We start from the raw sequence: 20208 nt of genomic DNA, 5'->3' as shown, positions 1-20208 counted from the left end.
GATCAGTTGCAGGCTTCGCCGGTGTACTCCCAGCCGTTGCAGAACGAGCTGTCCCAGCACTGGTTGCGCTGGATCCTGCCGTTGTAGCAGCGGTACTTGTACCACCACACGGCCTCGCCCGTGACCTCGGGCGCCACCCGGTCCGCCAGCTTGTCGGCCATCTTCCGGAATGTGCGCATCGCGCTCTCCCTCTCCCGCCGACCGCTCGCTGCGATCGGATGGTGCGGCACGCTAACTCCCCTGCGTACACCGGACATCCAGGCCCGTCGGTATGTCGTGTGTATGCCCGCCTCCTAGTCTGCGCACCCCGTCCGAAACCGCCGGACGGGCGATGCGGCCGCCTCTCGGACAGGGCGGCAAGGGGGAGTCGTGCCGTACGTCGTCGTCGCCTGCCAGGTGCTGACCGCCCTCACCTTTCTGGCGGCGGCAGTCGGCAAGCTCCGCTCCCGCGCCGCTTACGCCGGCTTCGTCGCGGAGCTCGACGCCTGGCCCCTGGTGCCCGCCGGACTGCGGCCCGCCGCCGCGCGGGCGGTCTGCGTCGCCGAGGCGTCCGCGCCGGTCCTGCTGGCCGTGCCGGTCACCCGTACCGCCGGGGCCGGGCTCTCGGCGCTTCTGCTCGCCGCGTTCCTGACCGCCATGATCCTGCTGCGGATACGGGGCACTGCCGCACGGTGCACCTGCTTCGGGCGGACACCCGCGACGCTCGGCGCCCGCCATCTCGTACGCACGACGCTCCTGCTCGGCGGGGCCTCGGCCGCATGGCTCGGGCAGGGCGTCGACGAGCCGGCCACCGTGGGCGGAGTGCTGATCGCTGCCGGGTTCGGGGCGCTCGGAGCCCTGGTCGCCGTGACCCTCGACGACATCGCCGACACGGTCCGGCAGGTTCCGGCCCACGGCGTCACACACACCTCAAGGAGCTGACGTGTCCCTCATGGGCGCGGCGATCGCCCTCGTCGGAGCGATCGCCCTGTTGAACCTGACCCTGACCTACGGCCTGATCCGCAGACTCCGTACGGGTGCCGGGCCCGGCACGGCGGGCGGCCCGGGCCCGGATCACGACGCCGGAGTCGCCCCTGCCGTCCGTGACTTCGAGGCCGTTACCTCACAGGGCCGGACGATCCGCCCCGGCGATCTGCCGGACGGCGCACTCGTCGCCTTCTTCAGTACGGGCTGCCCACCGTGCGCCGCGCTGCTGCCCCGGTTCGTCGCCGCGGTGCCCGGGCTCGGGCTGCCGGTCTCCGCCGTACTGGCGGTCGTCGCACCGGGGCCGGAGGAGCAGGACTACGTGGACGCCCTGGCGGAGGTGGCCACGGTGGTGTCAGGGGAGCACGCGGCCACGGTGGCCGAGGCGTTCGGAGTGGTCGGCTATCCCGTGGTGTGCAGGCTCGCCGCCGACGGAGCGGTGACGCCGGTCGCACACGAGCGGCTGGGATCCTTCGCGCCGGTGACCCCGTGAGGCAGCCCGCACGCCCCTTCGGCACGGTGCTCAGCCTGGCGCTTCGCTTCGCCTGGCCCCAGCTGGCCGGAGTCGTGCTCATCAGTCTGACGCTCGCGCAACTCCCCGTACTCGTAGCCTGGTTGATGAGCTCGCTCATCGACATGATCGCCCAGGAGGGCGGTACGCCCGCACAGGTCACCGGCCCGGCCCTCGCGATGGCCGTCGCCGGCCTGGCGCTCGCGGTACTCCCGCACGTCGAGACGCTGCTGCGCGGAGAACTGTCCCGCCGGGTCGCGCTGGCCGCGCAGGACCGGCTCTACGCGGCGGTCAACGGATGGAGCGGGCTGGGCCGCTTCGAGGACCCGGCCATGCTGGACCGGCTGCGGCTGGCACAGCAGTGCGGGCAGCAGGCACCCCCACAGGTGGTCATGGGCGTCATGGGACTGCTGCAGGCGGTGGTGACCGTACTCGGCTTCCTCGGCTCGCTCGCCCTGGTCAGCTGGTGGCTGGTGGCGGCCGTGTCGCTCGCGGCCGGGCCCGCGCTGGTCGTCGAGTTGCGGATGGCACGTATCTGGGCGGACACCGAGCTCCGGGTGACTCCGCTGGAGCGCCGCGAGTGGTTCTACTCGAACCTGCTGGGCAGTGTGCAGGCGGCCAAGGAGATCAGGCTGTTCGGCACCGGTGACCATCTGCGGGCGCGGATGCGGCGCGATCGCCGGGCCATCAACAGGGCGCACCGGACCACCGAGATGCGCAACGCCCTGCTCCAGGGGCTCCCGGCCGCACTCTCCGGTGCCATCGCCGCCCTGGGCCTGCTGTGGGCGGTACGCGAGGCGGCACGCGGGGCGATGTCGGTGGGGGAGGTTTCGCTGACCGTCGCCGCGATGGCGTCCGTACAGGGAAGCTTCGGCACCGGTGCCGCCCAACTGGCGGTGGTCCGGCGGAGTCTGCTGCTGTTCGCGCACTTCACGGCGGTCGTCCAGGCCCCGCCGGACCTGCCCGTGCTCCGCCCGGCTGCCGCTGCCATGCCCGCCCGGCTGGGCGTGGGAATCGAGCTGCGGGACGTGTGGTTCCGGTACTCGGACCAGCACGACTGGGCCCTGCGGGGCGTCAGCCTCACCGTCCCCGCCGGTTCGACGCTCGCCCTGGTCGGCGACAACGGCGCCGGAAAGTCGACCCTGGTCAAACTGCTCTGCCGGTTCTACGACCCCACCCGCGGCACGGTGCTGTGGGACGGCCAGGACATCCGTACGTTCCCTCCGGCCGAACTCCGTCGCAGAATGAGCGCGGTCTTCCAGGACTTCATGCGCTACGACGTGTCGGCGGCCGAGAACATCGGGCTCGGCGACGGCGACGACGCCTCACGCCACCCCGACCGCATCCGGGCGGCGGCACGCAGGGCCGGCGTCGACCGACTCCTGGAAGGACTGCCGCGCGGCTACGGCACCCTGCTCAGCCGCGCGTTCACGGAACCGTCCACCGACGAGGGCGGGGACGGCGAGGCCGACGACGGGGTGGAGCTGTCCGGAGGCCAGTGGCAACGGGTGGCGCTCGCCCGCTCCCTGCTGCGCGAGGACCCCGATGTGCTGATCCTCGACGAACCGGCCTCCGGTCTGGACCCCCAGGCCGAGGACGAGGTACGGCAGGCCCTGCGGTGCCACCGCCGGGGCCGGACGAGCATCCTGGTGTCGCACCGCCTGGGCACCGCCCGGGAAGCCGACAGGATCGTGGTGCTGAGGGACGGCTGTGTCGTCGAGCAGGGCAGCCACGAAGAACTGATGGCGAGGACGGGCCGCTACGCCGATCTGTTCGGGCGCCAGGCCGCGGGCTACCGGGAGAGCGAGCGGCCCCCGGCTCCTCCCGCACAGGAGACGGAGCGCGTATGACGCCCTGGGCCCTCGTGGCGACGGCACTCACGGTGACGGCGGCGGTCGCGGTGACCGGGTTCGCGGCCGTATGCGTCCAGGTCCGCCGCAGCCGGCTGCGGGTCACGGTCGCCGGCGAGAGCATGGCGCCCACGCTGATGCCCGGACAGGTGGTGATCGCCCACCGGGTGAAGGGCCCCGGAGGACTGAGCACCGGCGATGTGGTCGTCCTGGTCAAGCCCGAGCGCCCCGGCAACTGGCGGTGGCCGGAGGCGGGGGAGGGGGCCCGGCTGCTCAAGAGGCTGGCGGCACTCCCGGGAGACCCGGTGCCCGGGCCGGTGGCCTCCGTCCTCGGCGTGAGCGGTGCCGTACCGGAGGGCTTCGCCGTGGTCCTCGGCGACAACACGGCGGCGAGCGTCGACTCCCGCGACTTCGGCTACGTCCCGCTCGACCGGGTGATCGCCCGGGTACCGGAGAGCCACCCGGGGCGGCAGCAGTGAGTTGAGAGCGAAGCGGACGCGAAGGGGGCGTACCAGGGGTCGTATACGCGTCCACATCGCTTTCAACTGAGGGTTGCGCGGAGAGGAGCGGAGGGTCAGAAGGCCTTGAGGGTGTGGTGGAGGCGGTCCAGCTCGGCACCCGGCCTGGCGCCGAGCCGGTCCTGGAACGCCCGGACGGCGGCCCGGTAACTGTCGCTGACCCCGCCGGGCTCACCCAGGCTGTGGTGGGCCCGCATCCGCAGCGCCCAGCCCCTGTCACGCAGGGGGTCGGCGGCCAGCAGGGCGTGCAGCTCGCGCAGGGCGGAGCGGGGCTCGCCCGCCTCTACGCAGGACTCGGCGAGGTCTTCGACCACGCGCCTGCGCTCCTCGTCCAGATGGTCCAGCGGCCCGGCCTGCCAGCCGTTGCGCGGCACCCCGTCGGCGGCGACGTCCGTGGTCCACAACGCCAGCGCCTGCCCCAGCAGAGGGGCCGCGCGCTCCGGGTCACCGCCCTGCAGGGCGGACCGGCCCTCCGAAGCCAGCCGCGTGAACCGGTGATGGTCGCAGTCGTCCTCGGGCATGACGAGCTCGTATCCGCCGGGCCGGGACACGAGCGTGCCCGCGTCTGCCATGTGCCTCCGCAGAGCGCTGATGTGCGTACGGATGTTGGCGACGGCCGAACGCGGCGGCTCGCCGTCCCACAGGGCGTCGACGATCCGGTCCAGCGAAACGGTCCGGTTGGCTTCGAGCAGCAGGGCGACCAGCAGGGCGCGCGGCTTGGTTCCGAGGATCTCCTGACCTTCGATCCTTACCTTGCCGAGGACCCGGAACGGGCTCGGCCGGCTCTCGCGTACGTACACACCCACCCCCAGCGCGACGCCACCCGTCCCCGGTGGCGCGACCTCCACAGCATCCCCCGGGGCAGAGGTTGTTTCAATAAGTTTCATGCAATTGCAGAAAACTCTTGCTGCCTTCGGTTTCGCACGGCTCAAGGCCGCGCCGGAGGGCAGCGCTCGGCTGGTCGACTTCGCCCGGGCGAACACGGTGGTCCACGCGTGCCCGGCCGGCTCCGACTGACGGCCCGGGGAATGGGCCAGCCCCGGCCGGCGCGGCGGAGCAGATACTTCGCGAGGCCGGTGTGACGGGGCTCCGCGGTCCCGGCGGGGTCGGGCCGGGACCAGCCGGGTGAGCGCGCACGGCCGAAGGCCGTCCCCGGGATCTTGCTCCTGACGCCATTGCCGGCCGAACGGCCTGACCCCGCGGCGGGGGACAAACGTGATCAGCCCCCGACCTGTTTCCAGATCGGGGGCTGATCATTCAGGGTGAGTAACGGGACTCGAACCCGCGACATCCTGGACCACAACCAGGTGCTCTACCATCTGAGCTATACCCACCATGTCCGGGCGTTTCCGACCGGCCGAGAAAAAGTGTACAGGGTCCGAGAGGGTGCTCGCGCCCCCGTTTCCCCGCCGCCGGTCCCGGCCCCCGAAAGGGCCGGGACCAGCGACTTTCGGAAGGACCTAGGCCGAGGGCTGCGACAGGCGCGCGGCGATCGACTTCGCGCGCTCCGAGTCGGGGCCCGGCTGCGGGACGAAGACCGCCTCGCGGTAGTACCGCATCTCCGTGATCGAGTCGCGGATGTCGGCGAGCGCCCGATGGTTGCCGTTCTTGGGCGGACTGTTGAAGTACGCCCTCGGGTACCAGCGGCGGGCCAGCTCCTTGACCGAGGAGACATCGACGATCCGGTAGTGGAGGTAGCCCTCCAGCGACGGCATGTCCCGCGACAGGAAGCCGCGGTCCGTACCGACCGTGTTTCCGCAGAGCGGGGCCTTTCCGGGCTCCTTCACGTGCTCCCGGATGTAGGCCAGGACCCGTTCCTCGGCGTCGGCCAGGGTGGTGCCCGCGGCCAGCTCGTCGAGGAGGCCCGAGGCGGTGTGCATCTGCCGCACCACCTCGGGCATCGTCTCCAGCGCCGCGTCCGGCGGGCGGATCACGATGTCCACCCCTTCGCCGAGCACGTTCAACTCCGAGTCGGTGACCAGTGCGGCCACCTCGATGAGTGCGTCTTCCGTCAACGAGAGCCCGGTCATCTCGCAGTCGATCCACACCATGCGGTCGTTCATGTGCCCCACCCTACGGGGCGCTCCGCTGTCCCGGCAGGGCCGGGCGGCCCGCAGCGTACGCCTCGGAGCCCGGTTTCCCGTGCTCCCCGCGGCCCGCTTCCGTAACGGCCGCCGACGGGCCAGACGGGGACGGACCCACCTGGGCCGGCAGCGGGGCGCGACGGCTCACGGGGCTGCCCTGGGAGGGCACCACCGGTTCGGCCGCCGTGACGACCTGCTCCGGACCGCCGCCCTGCGGACGACGGGCCCGGTATGCGGCCCGGTACGCGGCCGGGGAGGACCCCAGCTGGCGCCGGAAGTGTCCGCGCAGCGCGACCGGCGAGCGGAAGCCGCAACGGCCCGCGACCTCGTCGACCGAGTAGTCGGACGTCTCCAGCAGCCGCTGCGCCTGCAGCACCCGCTGGGTGATCAGCCACTGGAGCGGTGCGCTGCCCGTGAGCGAGCGGAACCTCCGGTCGAAGGTCCGTCTGCTCATATAGGCGCGCGCGGCCAGCGTCTCCACGTCGAACTGCTCGTGCAGATGCTCCAGCGCCCAGGCCACGACCTCCGCGAGCGGGTCGGAGCCGATTTCCTCAGGTAAAGACCTGTCGAGGTAGCGCTCCTGACCGCCACTGCGCCGCGGCGGCACGACGAGCCGGCGGGCCAATGCCCCGGCGGCCTCCGTGCCGTGGTCCGAGCGGACTATGTGGAGACAGAGGTCGATCCCCGCCGCGGTCCCGGCGGACGTGAGTACGTCGCCGTCGTCGACGAAGAGCTCGCGCGGATCGACGTGCACCGACGGATAGCGCTTGGCCAGCGTCGGCGCGTACATCCAGTGCGTGGTGGCCGGGCGGCCGTCCAGCAGCCCGGCGGCGGCGAGCACGAAGGCGCCCGTGCACAGCCCCACGATGCGTGCGCCCTCTTCGTGGGCGCGGCGCAGTGCGTCGAGCGCCTCCACGGGCGGCGGTGAGGTGATCGAGCGCCAGGCGGGCACCACGACGGTGCCTGCCCTGCTGATCGCCTCCAGCCCGTAGGGCGCGGTCAGTTCGAGTCCCCCCGTGGTGCGCAGCGGTCCCTCTTCGCCGCTGCACACGAGCAACCGATAACGCGGAACTCCCGCGTCCTGGCGGTCGATCCCGAACACCGAGAGCGGAATGGAGCTCTCGAAGATGGGGCCACCGCTGAACAGCAGCACGGCGACGACCTCACGGCGTCGACGCCCGCTCAGCTTCCGTACAGCCTCCGTTGCGGTGGCGGAGTCCTGGCTCATGACGCTAAGCCCCCCTCGGTGTTCGCGTCTTCCTGGTCCTTACGGGCCTGTCGCACCTGCACATGTCCCCTCGGTCGTGCACGAGTCCCCAGCCTTCGACACCCAAGATCGAATCTACTGCGTCCCGTGGTGCCGTCGTGACAAGTTCACCAACCGGCTTTATGTCGACAAGGCAACCTGGCGGGAAGCATTCGATCACGAAGCGTTTCACTCGTGAGTCGTGCAGGGAAGTGCGCCTGGCGTTCATGGCCCGTCCCCATGGGGTGGAAGCGTACCGCTTGGTCTCTTCCTGCCTGCTGGCAAGGGGGTTGATCGGCCATTTCGACAAGGATTCGACTGAGTCCTGAAGTTGGCTGAAAATATACGGTCGCGTGTGCGGAAATCAGTCGTTCTACCGGCGCACGACCCGCGGAGTGCGGTCACTCCTGTGCGCCCCCTCGGTCGGACGGAGGGCCGGAGCGGAGCCCTCGCGCGCGGCCGTCCGGGCGGACCGGCGGAGCAGGACCCGGCAGGCCACGGTGATCGCGGCGAGGCCGAGTGCGACGGCCGCGGCGCCGCCGGCGGAGTCACCGAGGGCCAGGAGGACGGCGGGTACCAGCAGGCAGCCGAACACCGCCCAGCGGACGACATCGGTCGCCGACTGCGCGGCGGGTTCCGGATGCGTGGGCGGGACGGGTGCGGGCACGTGATGCTCCCCGGGGGTTCGGTCGGCGTTCCGGTCGGTACGGAACGGCCGGCGGACCCCCGGGGCAGGCCCGCGGGGGCATGGACACGTGGCTAACGGGCCCCGCCCCGCGCGGTCACCGACCCGTCACCGATTGCGGCCGTCCGGGGGCCCGCGACGTCGGTGTACCGCGCAACCGGCATTGCCATACCGGGCAGGTCTCGGGCATGCTCCGGGGAACGTCGCACGCGCTTTGCGCGGGTCTGGGCAGTGGAGGAGTGGCGCCGTACCCTTGGGGGTAAGGGGTTGGGAAGATGATTCCCGGACACCGCAACACCGCCCGCTGACGCAGCTTCTCCACGTCGCTCTCCTCACGAGGACTCTCTTCGCCGAGACACCGATGGCCGGTCACGAAATCCCCGAACCCGCGGACCGCAAGCAGGTAGCCGACCCACGGTCGGACCAGCAGGCGGCCGAAGACGCACGCCACTCCTGCGATCCCGCCTTCCGGCACGGTGTCGTCGTCGGTTTCGACGGCTCGACCTCCAGTGAGCGGGCCCTCGCCTATGCCATCGGTATGGCCCGGAGAACGGGCTCCGGCCTGATCATCGTGCATGTCGCCAACCGGCTGCCGACCACGGTCTGGGCGGGCTGCGAGCCGCCCGTCTTCGTGGACGTCCCCGATCACCGCACCGAGGTCCTCGGCCTGGAGCTCGCCTGCGCGGACTACCTCTCCGAGGTGCCGTGGGTGCTCGTCGAGCGCGGCGGGGACATCTGCCACGAGCTGGAGGAGGTCGGCCGGGAGTACTCGGCCGACGCGATCGTCGTCGGTTCCACCCACGGGATCGTCGGCCGGATCTTCGGCTCGGTGGCGGGCCGGCTGGCGCGCCGCGCGCAGCGCCCGGTCGTCGTCATCCCGTAAGGCCGTTCCGTGAGGCCGTCCACGAGGTCCGTGGCCGTAAGGCCCGTCGACGAGGCTGTCCCGTGAGGCCGTCCATGAGGTCCGTAAGGCCGTAAGGCCCGTCCACGAGGCTGTCCCGTGAGGCCGTCCCGACAGGCCCCGGGACCGGTTCTCGCTGCCTCTTGTCGTCCTGCCTTCCGCTCCTGTTCCGCGTTTCCGTCCGCTCCCGCGTCGGCCGGGAGCGGACGGTCTGTTTTGGGACCGCTTTCCGTCCGTCGTGATCCGACCTCGGTCAACGGCCGGTCTCTTTCCGTCCGGAGATGGCCGACGTGGCGTCAACTCGACTACGGAAACAGCGGAAAAAACGAAGCTACCGGTCCGTACATGCGGATTGCGTGTGTGTGAAGGGTGGATAAGCGTCACGGGAAACAGCACGATCGCATGCATGTGGGGTCAGTGGCGACCCTCTGCCCCGCTCGGATCCGGAGAGGGTCCGCCGTGGCCCGCGGGGTCGCTTCGGCAAACACCGGCGCCTGTTGCCCCGGCCGTCTCGCGCCGGAGTTCCCACTGTTGGCATTCGGGATCGCCCGCCCGCACGCGAGAGCGGCCCGGCACCCACAGGGCGTGGGTGCCGGGCCGCTCTCGGCGCGTATGCGGGGCGTGACCACGCCACCGTGACTACTCCACGGTGACGGACTTCGCCAGGTTGCGCGGCTTGTCGATGTCCCGGCCCATGGCCAGCGCCGTGTGGTAGGCCAGGAGTTGCAGCGGGATGCCCATCAGGATCGGGTCCAGCTCGTTCTCGTTCTTCGGGACGATGATCGTGTGGTCGGCCTTCTCCTGCTCACGGTGGGCCACGGCGAGGATGCGGCCGCTGCGGGCCTTGATCTCCTCCAGGGCCGCACGGTTCTTCTCCAGCAGGTCGTCGTCCGGGACGATCGCGACCGTGGGGAGCGCCGGCTCGATGAGCGCGAGCGGGCCGTGCTTCAGCTCCGAGGCCGGGTAGGCCTCGGCGTGGATGTACGAGATCTCCTTGAGCTTCAGGGAGGCCTCCAGCGCGACGGGGTAGCCCCGGACGCGGCCGATGAACATCATCGACTGCGCGCCCGCGTACTCCTCGGCCAGCTTCTTGATCTCGTCCTCCGACTCGAGGATCTGACCGATCTGCTCGGGCAGCTTCCGCAGCCCCTCGATGATCCGCTTCCCGTCGGCGACCGACAGGTCGCGGATGCGGCCCAGGTGCAGGGCGAGCAGCGCGAAGGCGACCACGGTGTTGGTGAAGCACTTGGTGGAGACGACACAGACCTCGGGGCCCGCGTGGACGTACATGCCGCCGTCGGCCTCGCGGGCGATCGCCGAGCCGACGACGTTCACGACGCCGAGGACCCGGGCGCCCTTGCGCTTGAGCTCCTGGACCGCGGCCAGCACGTCGTACGTCTCACCGGACTGGGAGACCGCGACGTACAGGGTGTCGGGGTCCACGACCGGGTTGCGATAGCGGAACTCGGACGCGGGCTCGGCGTCCGCGGGGATCCGGGCCAGCTCCTCGATGAGGCCGGCGCCGATCATGCCCGCGTGGTACGAGGTGCCGCAGCCCAGGATCTTGATCCGGCGGACCCCGCGGGCCTCGCGGGCGTCCAGGTTCAGGCCGCCCAGGTGCACGGTGGAGAAGCGGTCGTCGATGCGGCCGCGCAGCACGCGGTCCACGGCGTCGGCCTGCTCGGAGATCTCCTTGTGCATGTACGTGTCGTGGCCGCCCATGTCGTACGACTCGGCCTCCCACTCCACCGTGGTGGGCGTGGCCGTCGTGGTCGAGCCCTCGGTCGTGTACGTACGGAAGTCGTCTGCCTTGAGGGTGGCCATCTCGCCGTCGTCCAGGGTGACGATCTGGCGGGTGTGCGCGACCAGGGCCGCGACGTCGGAGGCGACGAACATCTCCTTCTCGCCGATGCCGAGCACGACCGGGGAGCCGTTGCGGGCGACGACGATGCGGTCGTTGAAGTCGGCGTGCATGACGGCGATGCCGTACGTGCCCTCGACGGACTTCAGCGCCTCGCGGACCTTCTCCTCCAGGGTGACGGCCTGCGAGCGGGCGATCAGGTGGACCAGCACCTCGGTGTCGGTCTCGGAGAGGAAGACGGTGCCGTCGGCGACGAGCTTGGCGCGGAGCTCGGAGGCGTTGTCGATGATGCCGTTGTGGACGACGGCGACCTTGTTGTCGGCGTCCATGTGGGGGTGGGCGTTCTCGTCGCTCGGGGCGCCGTGCGTGGCCCAGCGGGTGTGGGCGATGCCGGTGGTGCCGGTGAAGCGCTTGGGCACCCGCGACTCCAGCTCGCGGACCCGGCCCTTGGCCTTGACCATCTTCAGCGCGGCGGGCTTGCCGGCCGCGGGCTTCCCGGTGATGACGATGCCCGCGGAGTCGTAACCCCGGTACTCCAGACGCTGCAGGCCCTCCAGCAACAGCGGGGCCACATCACGCTTTCCGATATAACCGACGATTCCGCACATAGAGCCTCTGCCCTCCATCGACGTACAGGTACAAGCAAGTAAGTGGGTGCCCGGCCGCGGGGCGGTCCGGCCCGGTCGGGCCAGGCCCGGTCCGCCGGTCTCAGCCGTAGACGATGCGGCGCAGCTGGCGGAGCGAGAGCTCCGGCGGCGCCACCGCCCGGTGCGGCAGCTCGGCCGAGATCCGTTCGAAGATCTCCGTGTTGACCAGGCCGCCGGCCTGCAGCTCACGGTGGCGGCGGCGGACGAAGACGTCGGTCGTCTCGTCGAAGTAGGCCAGTACGTCGAGGATCACCCGGGCTGCCTCACCGCGTGGGAGCGCGGTGCTGCGTACCAGGTGGTCAATGAGGTCGTCATGCGACGAGCGGCGTTCGAGCACCCGTCGATATTGCTTCCGAAGGGGCTCCAGCGCAACAATCCTGCCCGATACCGGGCAGGTATGCGGTCGAGTGGCGCTCGTTTTTCCGTTCTGGGCGATTCCGGAGCGCCCGAGGGTGAGGTGTGCGCCCCGGAATCGGCCGTACGCGGAGTGGCTGTGGGGGCCGACGGGATGAATTCGGCCACGCGCCCCGGACGGTCGGCCACGTTCATGTGCGGGCGACAAGGGGGAGTGGTCTACACCTTGACCATCCGTGAGGCAAGCGGTACGCATGGTGACGGTGCGAATGGTCAGGAGATCCAGGTGTGATCCAGCAGAAAGGGACCCGGCTGTGAGACTGCACACGACGCAGCGCAGTGCTCTTCCCCGTGCTCTACCCCGTCTTCTCGGCTCGCTGCTTCTCATCACGGCGGCCGGAATCTCCACCGCCTGCGCGACTCCCACAGCATCCGCGGCGGGCGGCGGTTCCGCCGCATCGGCGCCCCGTCCGCTGGGCCAGGTCGTGCCCGCCCCCGCCGTGGTGCGGCCGGGCGGATCCCCGTACGCGATCACTCCCGCCACGAGGATCCGCGTCGACGGCTCGTCCGGCGAGGCCCGCAAGATCGGCGAGTACCTGGCGGGCGTGCTGCGTCCCTCCACCGGGTACGCCCTGCCGGTCACCGAACGGGCGGGCTCCGACGGCATCCGGCTCCGGCTCGGCTCCCGCGACAGCGAACTGGGCGCGGAGGGCTACACCCTGACGGCGGGGCACGGCTCCGTCACCATCACCGCCAGGAAGCCCGCAGGGCTCTTCCACGGCGTCCAGACGCTGCGTCAGCTCCTGCCGGCCCAGGTCGAGAGAGACAGCCGCCAGAAGGGGCCGTGGAAGGTCGCGGGCGGCAGCATCACCGACACGCCCCGCTACGCCTACCGGGGGGCGATGCTCGACGTCTCGCGGCACTTCTTCTCCGTCGACGAGGTCAAGCGCTACATCGACCAGATCGCGCTGTACAAGATGAACACCTTCCACCTGCACCTCTCCGACGACCAGGGCTGGCGCATCGCCATCGACTCCTGGCCGAACCTGGCCACGTACGGCGGCTCCACGGAGGTCGGCGGCGGGCCCGGCGGCTACTACACCAAGAGCCAGTACAAGGAGATCGTGCGGTACGCGGCCTCCCGCTACCTGGAGGTGGTGCCGGAGATCGACATGCCCGGCCACACCAACGCCGCTCTCGCCTCGTACGCGGAGCTGAACTGCGACGGCATCGCGCCGCCGCTGTACACCGGGATCAAGGTCGGGTTCAGCTCGCTGTGCGCGGCCAAGGACGTCACGTACCGGTTCATCGACGACGTCATCGGCGAAGTGGCCGCGCTGACCCCCGGCAGGTACATCCACATCGGCGGTGACGAGGCGCACTCCACCAGCCACGAGGACTACGCCAAGATCATGGAGCGGGCGCAGGCGGCCGTCGGCAAGCACGGCAAGACCGTGATGGGCTGGCACCAGCTCACCGGGGCCACGCCGGTGAAGGGCGCGGTCGCCCAGTACTGGGGCTACGACAAAACGAGCGCCGCGGACCGGCAGCAGGTGGCGGACGCGGCGAAGAACGGCACCAGGCTGGTGCTGTCGCCCGCGGACCGGGTGTACCTCGACATGAAGTACAACGAGCAGACCGAACTGGGCCTGAAGTGGGCCGGTCTGGTCGAGGTGCAGCGCAGTTACGACTGGGACCCGGCGACCTACCTCGCCGACACCCCGGCGGACGCGGTGCTCGGGGTCGAGGCGCCGATCTGGGCCGAGACGCTGACCGACAGCGACGACATCGACGTGATGGCGTTCCCGCGGCTGCCCGGGGCGGCGGAGCTGGGCTGGTCACCGGCCGAGACGCACGACTGGGACACGTACAAGGAGCGCCTCGCGGCGCTCGGGCCGCGGTTCACCGCGCTGGGGATCGACTACTACCGGTCGCCCCAGGTGCCGTGGCCGGCGGAGCCGGCTGCGGCTGGGTGAGTCCTGCCGTCCCGCGTCGTGCTCAAGCGCCGGACGGGCTCAGTCGCTCGAAGCGGACGCTTCCGCCGCCTCGCGCAGCTGCTCCTCGCTCAGGCCGCGGCGCCAGTAGCCGACGAACGTCACCCGCTTGCGGTCGATGCCGCGCTCGCGCACCAGGTGGCGTCGCAGTGTCCGTACCGAGGACGCCTCGCCCGCGATCCAGACGTACGGGTTCCCCTCGGGCAGTTCGGCCGCGCGCACGGCCTCCACGGCGTCCGGCGCGTCCTCGTCCCGCACCAGCCAGCTGATCCGGGCGTCGGCCGCGGTGTCGATCGTCCGGCGGTCGTCGGTGTGCGTGACTTCCAGCCAGACCCGCGCCCGCAGATGGGCCGGCAGCCACTCCAGGGCGGCCGTCGCGGCGGGCAGTGCCGTCTCGTCGGCCCAGATCAGCACCCAGTCGGTGTCCTCGGGCGGACGGAAACGGACGGCCGTGTTGTCCTCGACGGCCGGTCCGAGCGCCTTCAGTACGTCACCGGGGGAGGCCGCGGCGGCCCAGCGGCAGGCCGGACCGCCGTCCTCGTGGAGCGCGAAATCGATGTCGATCTCGGTGGCCGGACCGCCGTCGGCACGGCGCTGCGCGCGGACGGTGTACGAGCGCAGCACCGCCCGCTCCTCGGCCGGAAGTGCCCGCCAGGGGCCGAACCAGTTGCCCTCGTTATCGACCGGAACGACTGGTTCCGGCTGTCCGGGGTGCGGCAGGAACAGCGACAGGCTCTGATCGCGGCCCCCGGAGGCGAAACCGTCGAGCCCGGGCCCGCCGAACGTGACCCGGAGCATGGACGGGCTGAGCCGCTCCGTGTGCAGGACGGTCAGACCGAAGAGCCGGAAGGGATCGACGGGCGGCGGGGCGGGCGCGGCGGCGGTCGTCATGGTCAGGCGGTCTTCTTTGCGCCCTCGATGGCCTTCGCGAGGTCCTCGAGGATCGGCGCGCACTTGTCGTAGCTGTAGATCGGCTCGGTGGTGCGCGGGATGACCTGGCCGGCCTTGACCGCGGGCAGCTGCGCCCAGGTCGGCTTGGAGGTGAGGGCGTCGGGCTGCAGGGCCGAGGACCGGTTGTCCATCATGATGATGTCGGCCCCGTACTTGTCGACGTTCTCCCAGCTCAGGCTCTCGAAGAAGCCCGCCGCGTCCACCTTCGGCTCGACGAACCTCACACCCAGCTCCTGGAAGTACAGGGTGTCGGCGGACATCTTGGCGAGCGAGACGTAGAAGAGGTCCTGGCTGGCCGAGCCGATCATGACCTTGAGGTTCGGCTTGGACTTCGCGGCGGCGCGCAGCCGGGCCGCGGCCTTCTCGAAGCGGGCCTTGGCGTCGGTGACCGCCTTGGCCTTGACGTCGGCGCCGAGCGAGGCGGCGAGGTCCTCGTGGCGCTGGATCGCCTTGGGGATCGTGGTCTGGGCGGCCCACAGGGCGACGCTGGGGGCGAGCTTGAGGATCTTGTCCTTGGACGCGTCCGGCACGTACCAGAGGGCGTCCTTCTCCCACATCGCGGTGACCAGCAGGTCCGGGCCGAGCGCGGCGTACTTCTCGACGTTGAACTCGCCCCAGACGTTGCCGAGGATCTCGACCTTGCTGATGTCCAGGTCGCCGGCCTGTACGTCGGCCTTGCCGTTCGCGGCCTTCGTCGGGCCGAAGACGGCCTTGACCTCGACGCCGTAGTCGTGGAGCGCGGCGGCGACACCGGTGAAGGCGACGATGTTCTTCGGGACGGACTTGGCCTCAGCGGTCTGCCCGCGGTCGTCCTTGAAGCTCCACGGCCCGGCGTCGGCGCTCTTGGAGCCGGTGGAACCGGAGTCCTTGGAGTCGCTGTCACCACAGGCCGCCAGCACGGCGCCCAGGCCAACGGCGCCGCCCATGGCCAGCAGGCCGCGGCGGGTGGGACGGGACACTCGGGCAGTGCGCATGACGGAGTCCGCTTTCGTACGAGCCGGAGACCGGCCGGTGACAAGTTCGAACGAAGGTTAGCCTAACCTCACGAACTGTCGAGCCTCAGGATGCCCCCGGGCCCGCACACCCGGGCTCACCGGACGATGACGCCGCTCTTCCAGGAACCGCTGGGCGATCGTCTCCGGGCATGCGTGCCCGCCTGCGGCCACCGGCTCGGCGGCCATCATGATGCCGGGCCCGGCGCCGTGGCGCCGGGCCCAACCAGCAGGCGGAGGTCAGGCGTTGTCGCCGTTGAGCATGGCGGCGGTCAGGACGCTGCCGGCGACGCCCCAGCCGCCGTCGGGGACCTCGTCGACCAGTACGACGGTGGTGGGGCGGGCCCGCTCACCGTAGATCTCGGCGTACAGGTCGGTCGTGCGCTCGACGATCTTCTTCTTGTCCTCGGCGGTGAGGGTGCCCGCGGGGACCTTGAAATGGGCGAAGGGCATGGGTGTCTTGTCTCCTTGAGTGGGTTTCTCCGCGACGCGGAGGCAGAGGTCCGTGGAGGTGTGGCCCACGGGGGCCGATTCCCGGCTGAGGCCGGCGTGGTCAGAGGCCGGGCGGCGGCGTCAGAGGGTGGTTGGTGCGGGCACGGCGGAGGAACGCCGCGTGGAACCACCGGATGCGCCGGTGAGCAGCATGGCCTTCGGCCGCGTCCTCACACCATGCCCCCGTTGGCCCGCAGGATCTGGCCGTTCACCCAGTGCCCTGCCGGGCTGGTGAGGAAGGCGACCACCCCGGCGATGTCCTCCGGGGTGCCCAGACGCTCCAGGGGCGGGCTCTTGGCGAGCCGGTCGATCTGCTCGGGCGTCTTGCCCTCCAGGAACAGGTCCGTCGCCGTGGGGCCGGGGGCGACGGTGTTCACCGTGATGTCCCGCCCGCGCAGCTCGCGGGCGAGGATCAGCGTGATCGACTCGACAGCCGCCTTGCTCGCCGCGTACGCACCGTAGGCAGGGAACTGCGTACCGACCACGGAGGTCGAGAACGCCACGAACGAGCCGCCCGCGCGCAGCCGCCGGGCGGCCTGCTGGGCGACGACGAAGGTGCCGCGGATGTTGGTGCGGTGCACCGCGTCGAGCACCGCGAGGTCGAGGTCGGCAATGGGCGACAGCGCGAGCCGGCCGGCGCAGTTCACGACGACGTCCACGCCGCCGAACTCCTGCTCCGCCCGGTCGAACAGGGCGGCGACCGCGTGCTCGTCCGCCACGTCCGCCCGCGCGGTGACCGCCCGCCCGCCGGCGGCGGTGATCGCCGACACCGCCTCCTCGGCAGCGACGGTGTCGCGGGCGTAGTTCACCACGACGGCGGCGCCGTCCCGGGCGAGTTGAAGGGAGACCGCCCGGCCGATGCCGCGTGATCCGCCGGTCACGACGGCGGTCCGCAGGGCCGCCGGAGGGGGAGTGGTCGGGGGTTGGTTCGTCGTCATGCCCTCCACGATGCGCGGCGCCGGCCGGCGGAACCAGGGGATGTCATCCCCTGTGTCCGCCATCCCGGCCGGACGCACAATGGCAGGTATGGGTTCTGTGAAATACGCCGAGCTGGGAGCGTTCCTGCGTTCGCGGCGTGCACGCATCCGCCCGGCCGACGTGGGACTTCCCCACGGGCCGCGCCGCCGGGTGCCCGGGCTGCGCCGCGACGAGGTCGCCCAGCTCGCCGGCGCGTCGGTGGACTACTACAACGAACTCGAGCGCGGCGCCGGATCACAGCCGTCCGAACAGATGATCGCCGCGCTGGCGAGAGCCCTGCGCCTGACCGCCGACGAGCGCGACTACCTCTACCACCTGGCCGACCGCCCGGTGCCCGCGCACGGCGGCCCGGCCTCGCACGTCCACCCCGGCATGCTCGACCTGCTCACCCGTCTGACGTCCACACCCGCACAGGTCATCACCGACCTGCATGTCACCCTCGTACAGAACCCCCTGGCGGTGGCCCTGCTCGGGGACCAGTCCGGCTTCCGGGGCGCCCGGGCCAGCTTCGTCCACCGGTGGTTCACCGAATCCGACGCCCGGCAGCTGTATCCCGAAGCCGACCATGCGCACCAGTCCCGGGCCTTCGTCGCCGACCTGCGGGCGGCCGCCGCCGGACGCGAGGGCAAGGACACCGAAGCCGCCTCGATGATCAGCTCGCTGCTCGGCACCTCCGCGGAGTTCGCCGCCCTGTGGGCCGACCACGACGTGGCGTTCCGGCGCAACGACCGCAAACGCCTCAACCACCCCGCGCTCGGCCTGATCGAGGTCAACTGCCTCAACCTGTTCAGCGAGGACGGCCGGCAGCGGCTGCTCTGGTTCACCCCCGCAGTCGGCACGGACAGCGCCGAGCTCCTGGACCTGCTCGCCGTCCTCGGTACCCAGGAAGTCGCCGGACCGGCACGCTGACAGCCGCTCCGCCGCGCAGCGGTTCGACGTACCCGCCGCGCACGGGCTGCGAGCCTTACGGCTTGGTCCGGCTGCTCTCCGACCCGGCGGGCGTGTGCCCGTGGTCGGGATCGTCCAGGAAGTGGTCCTGGCCGCTCCGGCCCCGTACGTAGGGATGCACCGGGAGGGTCATGCGCCGAACATCTCCCGGCAGCTGTCGAGCCCCTCGACCGTGATCCCGCTCGTGCGGTGCTTCTCCCACCGGTCCCGCTCCAGACGCAGCCGCTGGAGCGTGACCCGTTCGCCCCGCAGTGCGGCGACCGTCAGTCCGTCCGGGAGGTAGCCGAGCCGCCGCGAGACGCCCAGTGAGCGTGGGTTGTCCGTCATCGCCGACGAGACGGCCGCACCGGCGCCGAGCCCGGCGAAGGCGAGTTGCAGGGCGGCGGCCCGCATCTCGGTGCCGATGCCCCGGCCCTGGTGGGCGAGCCCCAGCCAGGAGCCGGTGCTGACCTCCCCGGTCACCGCGAAGTTCCTCGCCATCAGGTCCTGCCGGCCGGTCACCCGGCCCTCGTGCAGGACGGCGAGGCTCAACGACCAGTCCGTCGCCTGCCAGTGGGCGACCGTGCCCAGCACATGCTGGAACACCGCCCGGCCGCGTTCGGCGGGCGGGCCGTCGGTCCAGGGAACGGTGAAGGGCATGGCGTCCGGCGCGTGCACCCCGTCTGCGGCCACCGAGGCCAGCTCGTCGAGCAACTCCAGGTCCGGAACACGCAGTTCCAGGCGTGGGGTGCGGATGCGGAGCCCGTACAGGGGCCAGTGGCGCGTTGGCTTCATGGCAGGACTCTGGTGGGAGCCGGTGGCCACTGTCGAACGAATTGCGGGGCGACGCGAGCGACGGTGCGCCGCCCTGCTCCAGCTCCACCTGGAGCAGGAGGCACGCGGCGTGAATGCGAGCCGGCCGGCCTTCGGCCTCGCGCCTCCCGGGCCGGCGGCCTTCGGCCTCGCGCCTCCCGGGGCGGGCGGCGCGCGGACGGGGCGGGCCCGGCGCCCGGACCCACCCCGCCCCGCCCCGCTGTAGACCGTCCCCGGTGTCGGGCCGGGTCAGGCCGACATGCCCAGCTCCCGCGCGATCAGCATCCGCTGCACCTCGCTCGTGCCCTCGCCGATCTCCAGGATCTTGGAGTCGCGCCACATCCGGGCCACCGGGTACTCGTTCATGAAGCCGTAGCCGCCGTGGATCTGGGTCGCCTCGCGGGCGTTGTCCACCGCCACCGTCGAGGAGTACAGCTTCGCGATCGCCGCCTCCTTCTTGAACGGCTCGCCCGCCAGCAGACGCGACGCCGCGTCCCGCCAGCCGATCCGGGCCATGTGGGCCCGCATCTCCATGTCCGCGATCTTGAACTGGATCGCCTGGTTGGCGCCGATCGGCTTGCCGAACGCGTGCCGCTCGGCGGCGTACTTCACGGACTCGTCCACACAGCCCTGTGCCAGGCCCGTGGACAGCGCGGAGATGGCGATCCGGCCCTCGTCCAGGATCCGCAGGAACTGCGCGTAGCCGCGGCCCTCCTCGCCCAGCAGGTTCTCCAGCGGGACGCGGACGTCCGAGAAGGAGAGCTCGCGGGTGTCCGAGGCGTTCCAGCCGACCTTGGAGTAGGGGGCGGCGACCGTGAAGCCGGGGGTGCCGGACGGGACGATGATCGACGAGATGAGCGGGGCGCCGTTCTCCTTGCGGCCGGTCACCGCCGTGACCGTGACCAGCTCGGTGATGTCCGTGCCCGAGTTGGTGATGAAGCACTTGGAGCCGTTGATCACCCACTCGCCCGTCGCCTCGTCGCGCACCGCCGTCGTCCGGGTGCCGCCCGCGTCCGAACCGCCGTCCGGCTCCGTCAGGCCGAACGCCCCGAGCGCCTCGCCCGCGCAGAGCTTCGGCAGCCAGCGCTGCTTCTGCTCCTCGGTGCCGAAGCGGAACACCGGCATCGCACCCAGCGAGACCCCGGCCTCCAGGGTGATCGCCACCGAGGAGTCGACCCGGGCCAGCTCCTCCAGGGCGATACCGAGGGCGAGGTAGTCGCCGCCCATCCCGCCGTACTCCTCCGGGAACGGCAGCCCGAACAGGCCCATCCGTCCCATCTCGCGCACGATCTCGTACGGGAACTCATGGCGCTCGTAGAAGTCGCCGATCTTCGGCGCGACCACGTCGTGGGCGAACGCCTCGACGGTGCGCCGCAGTTCCTCGTGCTCGGCGGTCAGCCGGTGGTCCAGAGTCATGGGGACGTTCACTCCTTGTGGGAAC

21 protein-coding genes and 1 tRNA gene are annotated in these 20208 nt (G+C 71.2%); 8 read left to right on the top strand and 14 right to left on the bottom strand.

Annotated features, from left to right (window positions below; translation table 11 throughout):
* Positions 1-2 precede the first annotated feature (2 nt).
* Positions 3-179 carry a hypothetical protein gene (locus tag OG446_RS12540; protein ID WP_328894110.1) on the bottom strand — a complete coding sequence of 59 codons (177 nt, stop codon included), beginning with the start codon at positions 177-179 and terminating at the stop codon, positions 3-5.
* Between the two features lie 190 nt (positions 180-369).
* On the opposite strand from OG446_RS12540, the gene OG446_RS12535 reads away from it, so the two are divergent.
* The 4 genes from OG446_RS12535 to OG446_RS12520 are packed head-to-tail and all read left to right on the top strand — an operon-like array spanning position 370 to position 3803.
* Entirely contained in the window at positions 370-921 is a 552-nt protein-coding gene (locus tag OG446_RS12535; RefSeq protein ID WP_328894109.1) for a MauE/DoxX family redox-associated membrane protein, read from the top strand.
* A 1-nt stretch (position 922) separates the two neighbouring features.
* Positions 923-1456 carry a peroxiredoxin family protein gene (locus OG446_RS12530; RefSeq protein ID WP_328894108.1) on the top strand — a complete coding sequence of 178 codons (534 nt, stop codon included), beginning with the start codon at positions 923-925 and terminating at the stop codon, positions 1454-1456.
* Positions 1453-3324 carry an ABC transporter ATP-binding protein gene (locus tag OG446_RS12525; protein WP_328894107.1) on the top strand — a complete coding sequence of 624 codons (1872 nt, stop codon included), beginning with the start codon at positions 1453-1455 and terminating at the stop codon, positions 3322-3324. The genes OG446_RS12530 and OG446_RS12525 overlap by 4 nt, the downstream gene beginning before the upstream one ends.
* Positions 3321-3803: a S26 family signal peptidase gene (locus OG446_RS12520; RefSeq protein WP_328894106.1), complete on the top strand. Its 483-nt coding sequence runs from the start codon at positions 3321-3323 to the stop codon at positions 3801-3803. The genes OG446_RS12525 and OG446_RS12520 overlap by 4 nt, the downstream gene beginning before the upstream one ends.
* Before the next feature lie 95 nt (positions 3804-3898).
* Here OG446_RS12520 and OG446_RS12515 read toward each other — a convergent pair whose 3' ends face one another.
* Positions 3899-4690 carry an AfsR/SARP family transcriptional regulator gene (locus tag OG446_RS12515; protein WP_328894105.1) on the bottom strand — a complete coding sequence of 264 codons (792 nt, stop codon included), beginning with the start codon at positions 4688-4690 and terminating at the stop codon, positions 3899-3901.
* 37 nt (positions 4691-4727) lie between these two features.
* Between OG446_RS12515 and OG446_RS12510 the strand changes: the two genes are divergently transcribed.
* Complete coding sequence (locus OG446_RS12510; protein ID WP_328894104.1) at positions 4728-4859, top strand: hypothetical protein; 132 nt, start codon at positions 4728-4730, stop codon at positions 4857-4859.
* A gap of 244 nt (positions 4860-5103) precedes the next feature.
* On the opposite strand, the gene OG446_RS12505 is transcribed toward OG446_RS12510, so the two are convergent.
* From OG446_RS12505 to OG446_RS12490, 4 genes are all read right to left on the bottom strand, one after another.
* Positions 5104-5176, bottom strand: a tRNA-His gene (locus OG446_RS12505).
* 126 nt (positions 5177-5302) lie between these two features.
* Positions 5303-5905, bottom strand: a complete 603-nt coding sequence (orn, locus tag OG446_RS12500) for an oligoribonuclease (RefSeq protein WP_148018804.1) — start codon at positions 5903-5905, stop codon at positions 5303-5305.
* Positions 5906-5915: 10 nt separating this feature from the next.
* The gene (locus tag OG446_RS12495; RefSeq protein WP_328894103.1) at positions 5916-7154 is read right to left on the bottom strand and encodes a GlxA family transcriptional regulator; all 1239 of its coding nucleotides are present in this window, start codon (positions 7152-7154) and stop codon (positions 5916-5918) included.
* 391 nt (positions 7155-7545) lie between these two features.
* On the bottom strand, positions 7546-7839 hold the full coding sequence (locus OG446_RS12490; protein ID WP_328894102.1) for a hypothetical protein: 294 nt from the start codon (positions 7837-7839) through the stop codon (positions 7546-7548).
* 379 nt (positions 7840-8218) lie between these two features.
* On the opposite strand from OG446_RS12490, the gene OG446_RS12485 reads away from it, so the two are divergent.
* The gene (locus tag OG446_RS12485; RefSeq protein ID WP_326662001.1) at positions 8219-8740 is read left to right on the top strand and encodes a universal stress protein; all 522 of its coding nucleotides are present in this window, start codon (positions 8219-8221) and stop codon (positions 8738-8740) included.
* A 657-nt stretch (positions 8741-9397) separates the two neighbouring features.
* Here the strand turns inward: OG446_RS12485 and glmS are convergent.
* Positions 9398-11227 (bottom strand): glutamine--fructose-6-phosphate transaminase (isomerizing), encoded by a 1830-nt coding sequence (gene glmS / locus OG446_RS12480; RefSeq protein WP_328894101.1) that lies wholly within the window; start codon positions 11225-11227, stop codon positions 9398-9400.
* Between the two features lie 100 nt (positions 11228-11327).
* A complete protein-coding gene (locus tag OG446_RS12475) occupies positions 11328-11603 on the bottom strand; it encodes a hypothetical protein (RefSeq protein ID WP_328894100.1) in 276 nt (91 codons plus the stop codon).
* 331 nt (positions 11604-11934) lie between these two features.
* Between OG446_RS12475 and OG446_RS12470 the strand changes: the two genes are divergently transcribed.
* A complete protein-coding gene (locus OG446_RS12470) occupies positions 11935-13596 on the top strand; it encodes a beta-N-acetylhexosaminidase (protein WP_328894099.1) in 1662 nt (553 codons plus the stop codon).
* A 39-nt stretch (positions 13597-13635) separates the two neighbouring features.
* Here OG446_RS12470 and OG446_RS12465 read toward each other — a convergent pair whose 3' ends face one another.
* From OG446_RS12465 to OG446_RS12450, 4 genes are all read right to left on the bottom strand, one after another.
* The gene (locus OG446_RS12465; protein WP_328894098.1) at positions 13636-14505 is read right to left on the bottom strand and encodes a siderophore-interacting protein; all 870 of its coding nucleotides are present in this window, start codon (positions 14503-14505) and stop codon (positions 13636-13638) included.
* Between the two features lie 2 nt (positions 14506-14507).
* Positions 14508-15539 carry an ABC transporter substrate-binding protein gene (locus tag OG446_RS12460; RefSeq protein ID WP_389262572.1) on the bottom strand — a complete coding sequence of 344 codons (1032 nt, stop codon included), beginning with the start codon at positions 15537-15539 and terminating at the stop codon, positions 14508-14510.
* A 258-nt stretch (positions 15540-15797) separates the two neighbouring features.
* On the bottom strand, positions 15798-16010 hold the full coding sequence (locus OG446_RS12455; protein WP_328894097.1) for a 4-oxalocrotonate tautomerase family protein: 213 nt from the start codon (positions 16008-16010) through the stop codon (positions 15798-15800).
* 209 nt (positions 16011-16219) lie between these two features.
* Positions 16220-16987, bottom strand: a complete 768-nt coding sequence (locus tag OG446_RS12450) for an SDR family oxidoreductase (protein WP_328894096.1) — start codon at positions 16985-16987, stop codon at positions 16220-16222.
* A 79-nt stretch (positions 16988-17066) separates the two neighbouring features.
* On the opposite strand from OG446_RS12450, the gene OG446_RS12445 reads away from it, so the two are divergent.
* Positions 17067-17936 carry a helix-turn-helix transcriptional regulator gene (locus OG446_RS12445; RefSeq protein ID WP_443050092.1) on the top strand — a complete coding sequence of 290 codons (870 nt, stop codon included), beginning with the start codon at positions 17067-17069 and terminating at the stop codon, positions 17934-17936.
* Positions 17937-18104: 168 nt separating this feature from the next.
* Here the strand turns inward: OG446_RS12445 and OG446_RS12440 are convergent, their stop codons facing one another.
* Both OG446_RS12440 and OG446_RS12435 read right to left on the bottom strand, forming a co-directional pair.
* On the bottom strand, positions 18105-18749 hold the full coding sequence (locus OG446_RS12440; protein WP_328894094.1) for a GNAT family N-acetyltransferase: 645 nt from the start codon (positions 18747-18749) through the stop codon (positions 18105-18107).
* A gap of 267 nt (positions 18750-19016) precedes the next feature.
* Positions 19017-20183: an acyl-CoA dehydrogenase family protein gene (locus OG446_RS12435; RefSeq protein ID WP_328894093.1), complete on the bottom strand. Its 1167-nt coding sequence runs from the start codon at positions 20181-20183 to the stop codon at positions 19017-19019.
* Between the last annotated feature and the right edge of the window lie 25 nt (positions 20184-20208).

The organism is Streptomyces sp. NBC_00236, from assembly GCF_036195045.1.
Lineage (GTDB): Bacteria > Actinomycetota > Actinomycetes > Streptomycetales > Streptomycetaceae > Streptomyces.
This window is presented reverse-complemented; position numbering and strand designations above follow the sequence as displayed.

Excerpts from the sequence above, each read along its gene's own strand:
- OG446_RS12485 (WP_326662001.1), top strand. The coding sequence starts at position 8,219 with ATGGCCGGTCACGAAATCCCCGAACCCGCGGACCGCAAGCAGGTAGCC.
- OG446_RS12455 (WP_328894097.1), bottom strand. The coding sequence starts at position 16,010 with ATGCCCTTCGCCCATTTCAAGGTCCCCGCGGGCACCCTCACCGCCGAG.
- OG446_RS12445 (WP_443050092.1), top strand. The coding sequence starts at position 17,067 with ATGGCAGGTATGGGTTCTGTGAAATACGCCGAGCTGGGAGCGTTCCTG.
- orn (WP_148018804.1), bottom strand. The coding sequence starts at position 5,905 with ATGAACGACCGCATGGTGTGGATCGACTGCGAGATGACCGGGCTCTCG.
- OG446_RS12465 (WP_328894098.1), bottom strand. The coding sequence starts at position 14,505 with ATGACGACCGCCGCCGCGCCCGCCCCGCCGCCCGTCGATCCCTTCCGG.
- OG446_RS12510 (WP_328894104.1), top strand. The coding sequence starts at position 4,728 with ATGCAATTGCAGAAAACTCTTGCTGCCTTCGGTTTCGCACGGCTCAAG.
- OG446_RS12460 (WP_389262572.1), bottom strand. The coding sequence starts at position 15,539 with ATGCGCACTGCCCGAGTGTCCCGTCCCACCCGCCGCGGCCTGCTGGCC.
- glmS (WP_328894101.1), bottom strand. The coding sequence starts at position 11,227 with ATGTGCGGAATCGTCGGTTATATCGGAAAGCGTGATGTGGCCCCGCTG.
- OG446_RS12440 (WP_328894094.1), bottom strand. The coding sequence starts at position 18,749 with ATGAAGCCAACGCGCCACTGGCCCCTGTACGGGCTCCGCATCCGCACC.
- OG446_RS12520 (WP_328894106.1), top strand. The coding sequence starts at position 3,321 with ATGACGCCCTGGGCCCTCGTGGCGACGGCACTCACGGTGACGGCGGCG.
- OG446_RS12540 (WP_328894110.1), bottom strand. The coding sequence starts at position 179 with ATGCGCACATTCCGGAAGATGGCCGACAAGCTGGCGGACCGGGTGGCG.
- OG446_RS12495 (WP_328894103.1), bottom strand. The coding sequence starts at position 7,154 with ATGAGCCAGGACTCCGCCACCGCAACGGAGGCTGTACGGAAGCTGAGC.
- OG446_RS12435 (WP_328894093.1), bottom strand. The coding sequence starts at position 20,183 with ATGACTCTGGACCACCGGCTGACCGCCGAGCACGAGGAACTGCGGCGC.
- OG446_RS12450 (WP_328894096.1), bottom strand. The coding sequence starts at position 16,987 with ATGACGACGAACCAACCCCCGACCACTCCCCCTCCGGCGGCCCTGCGG.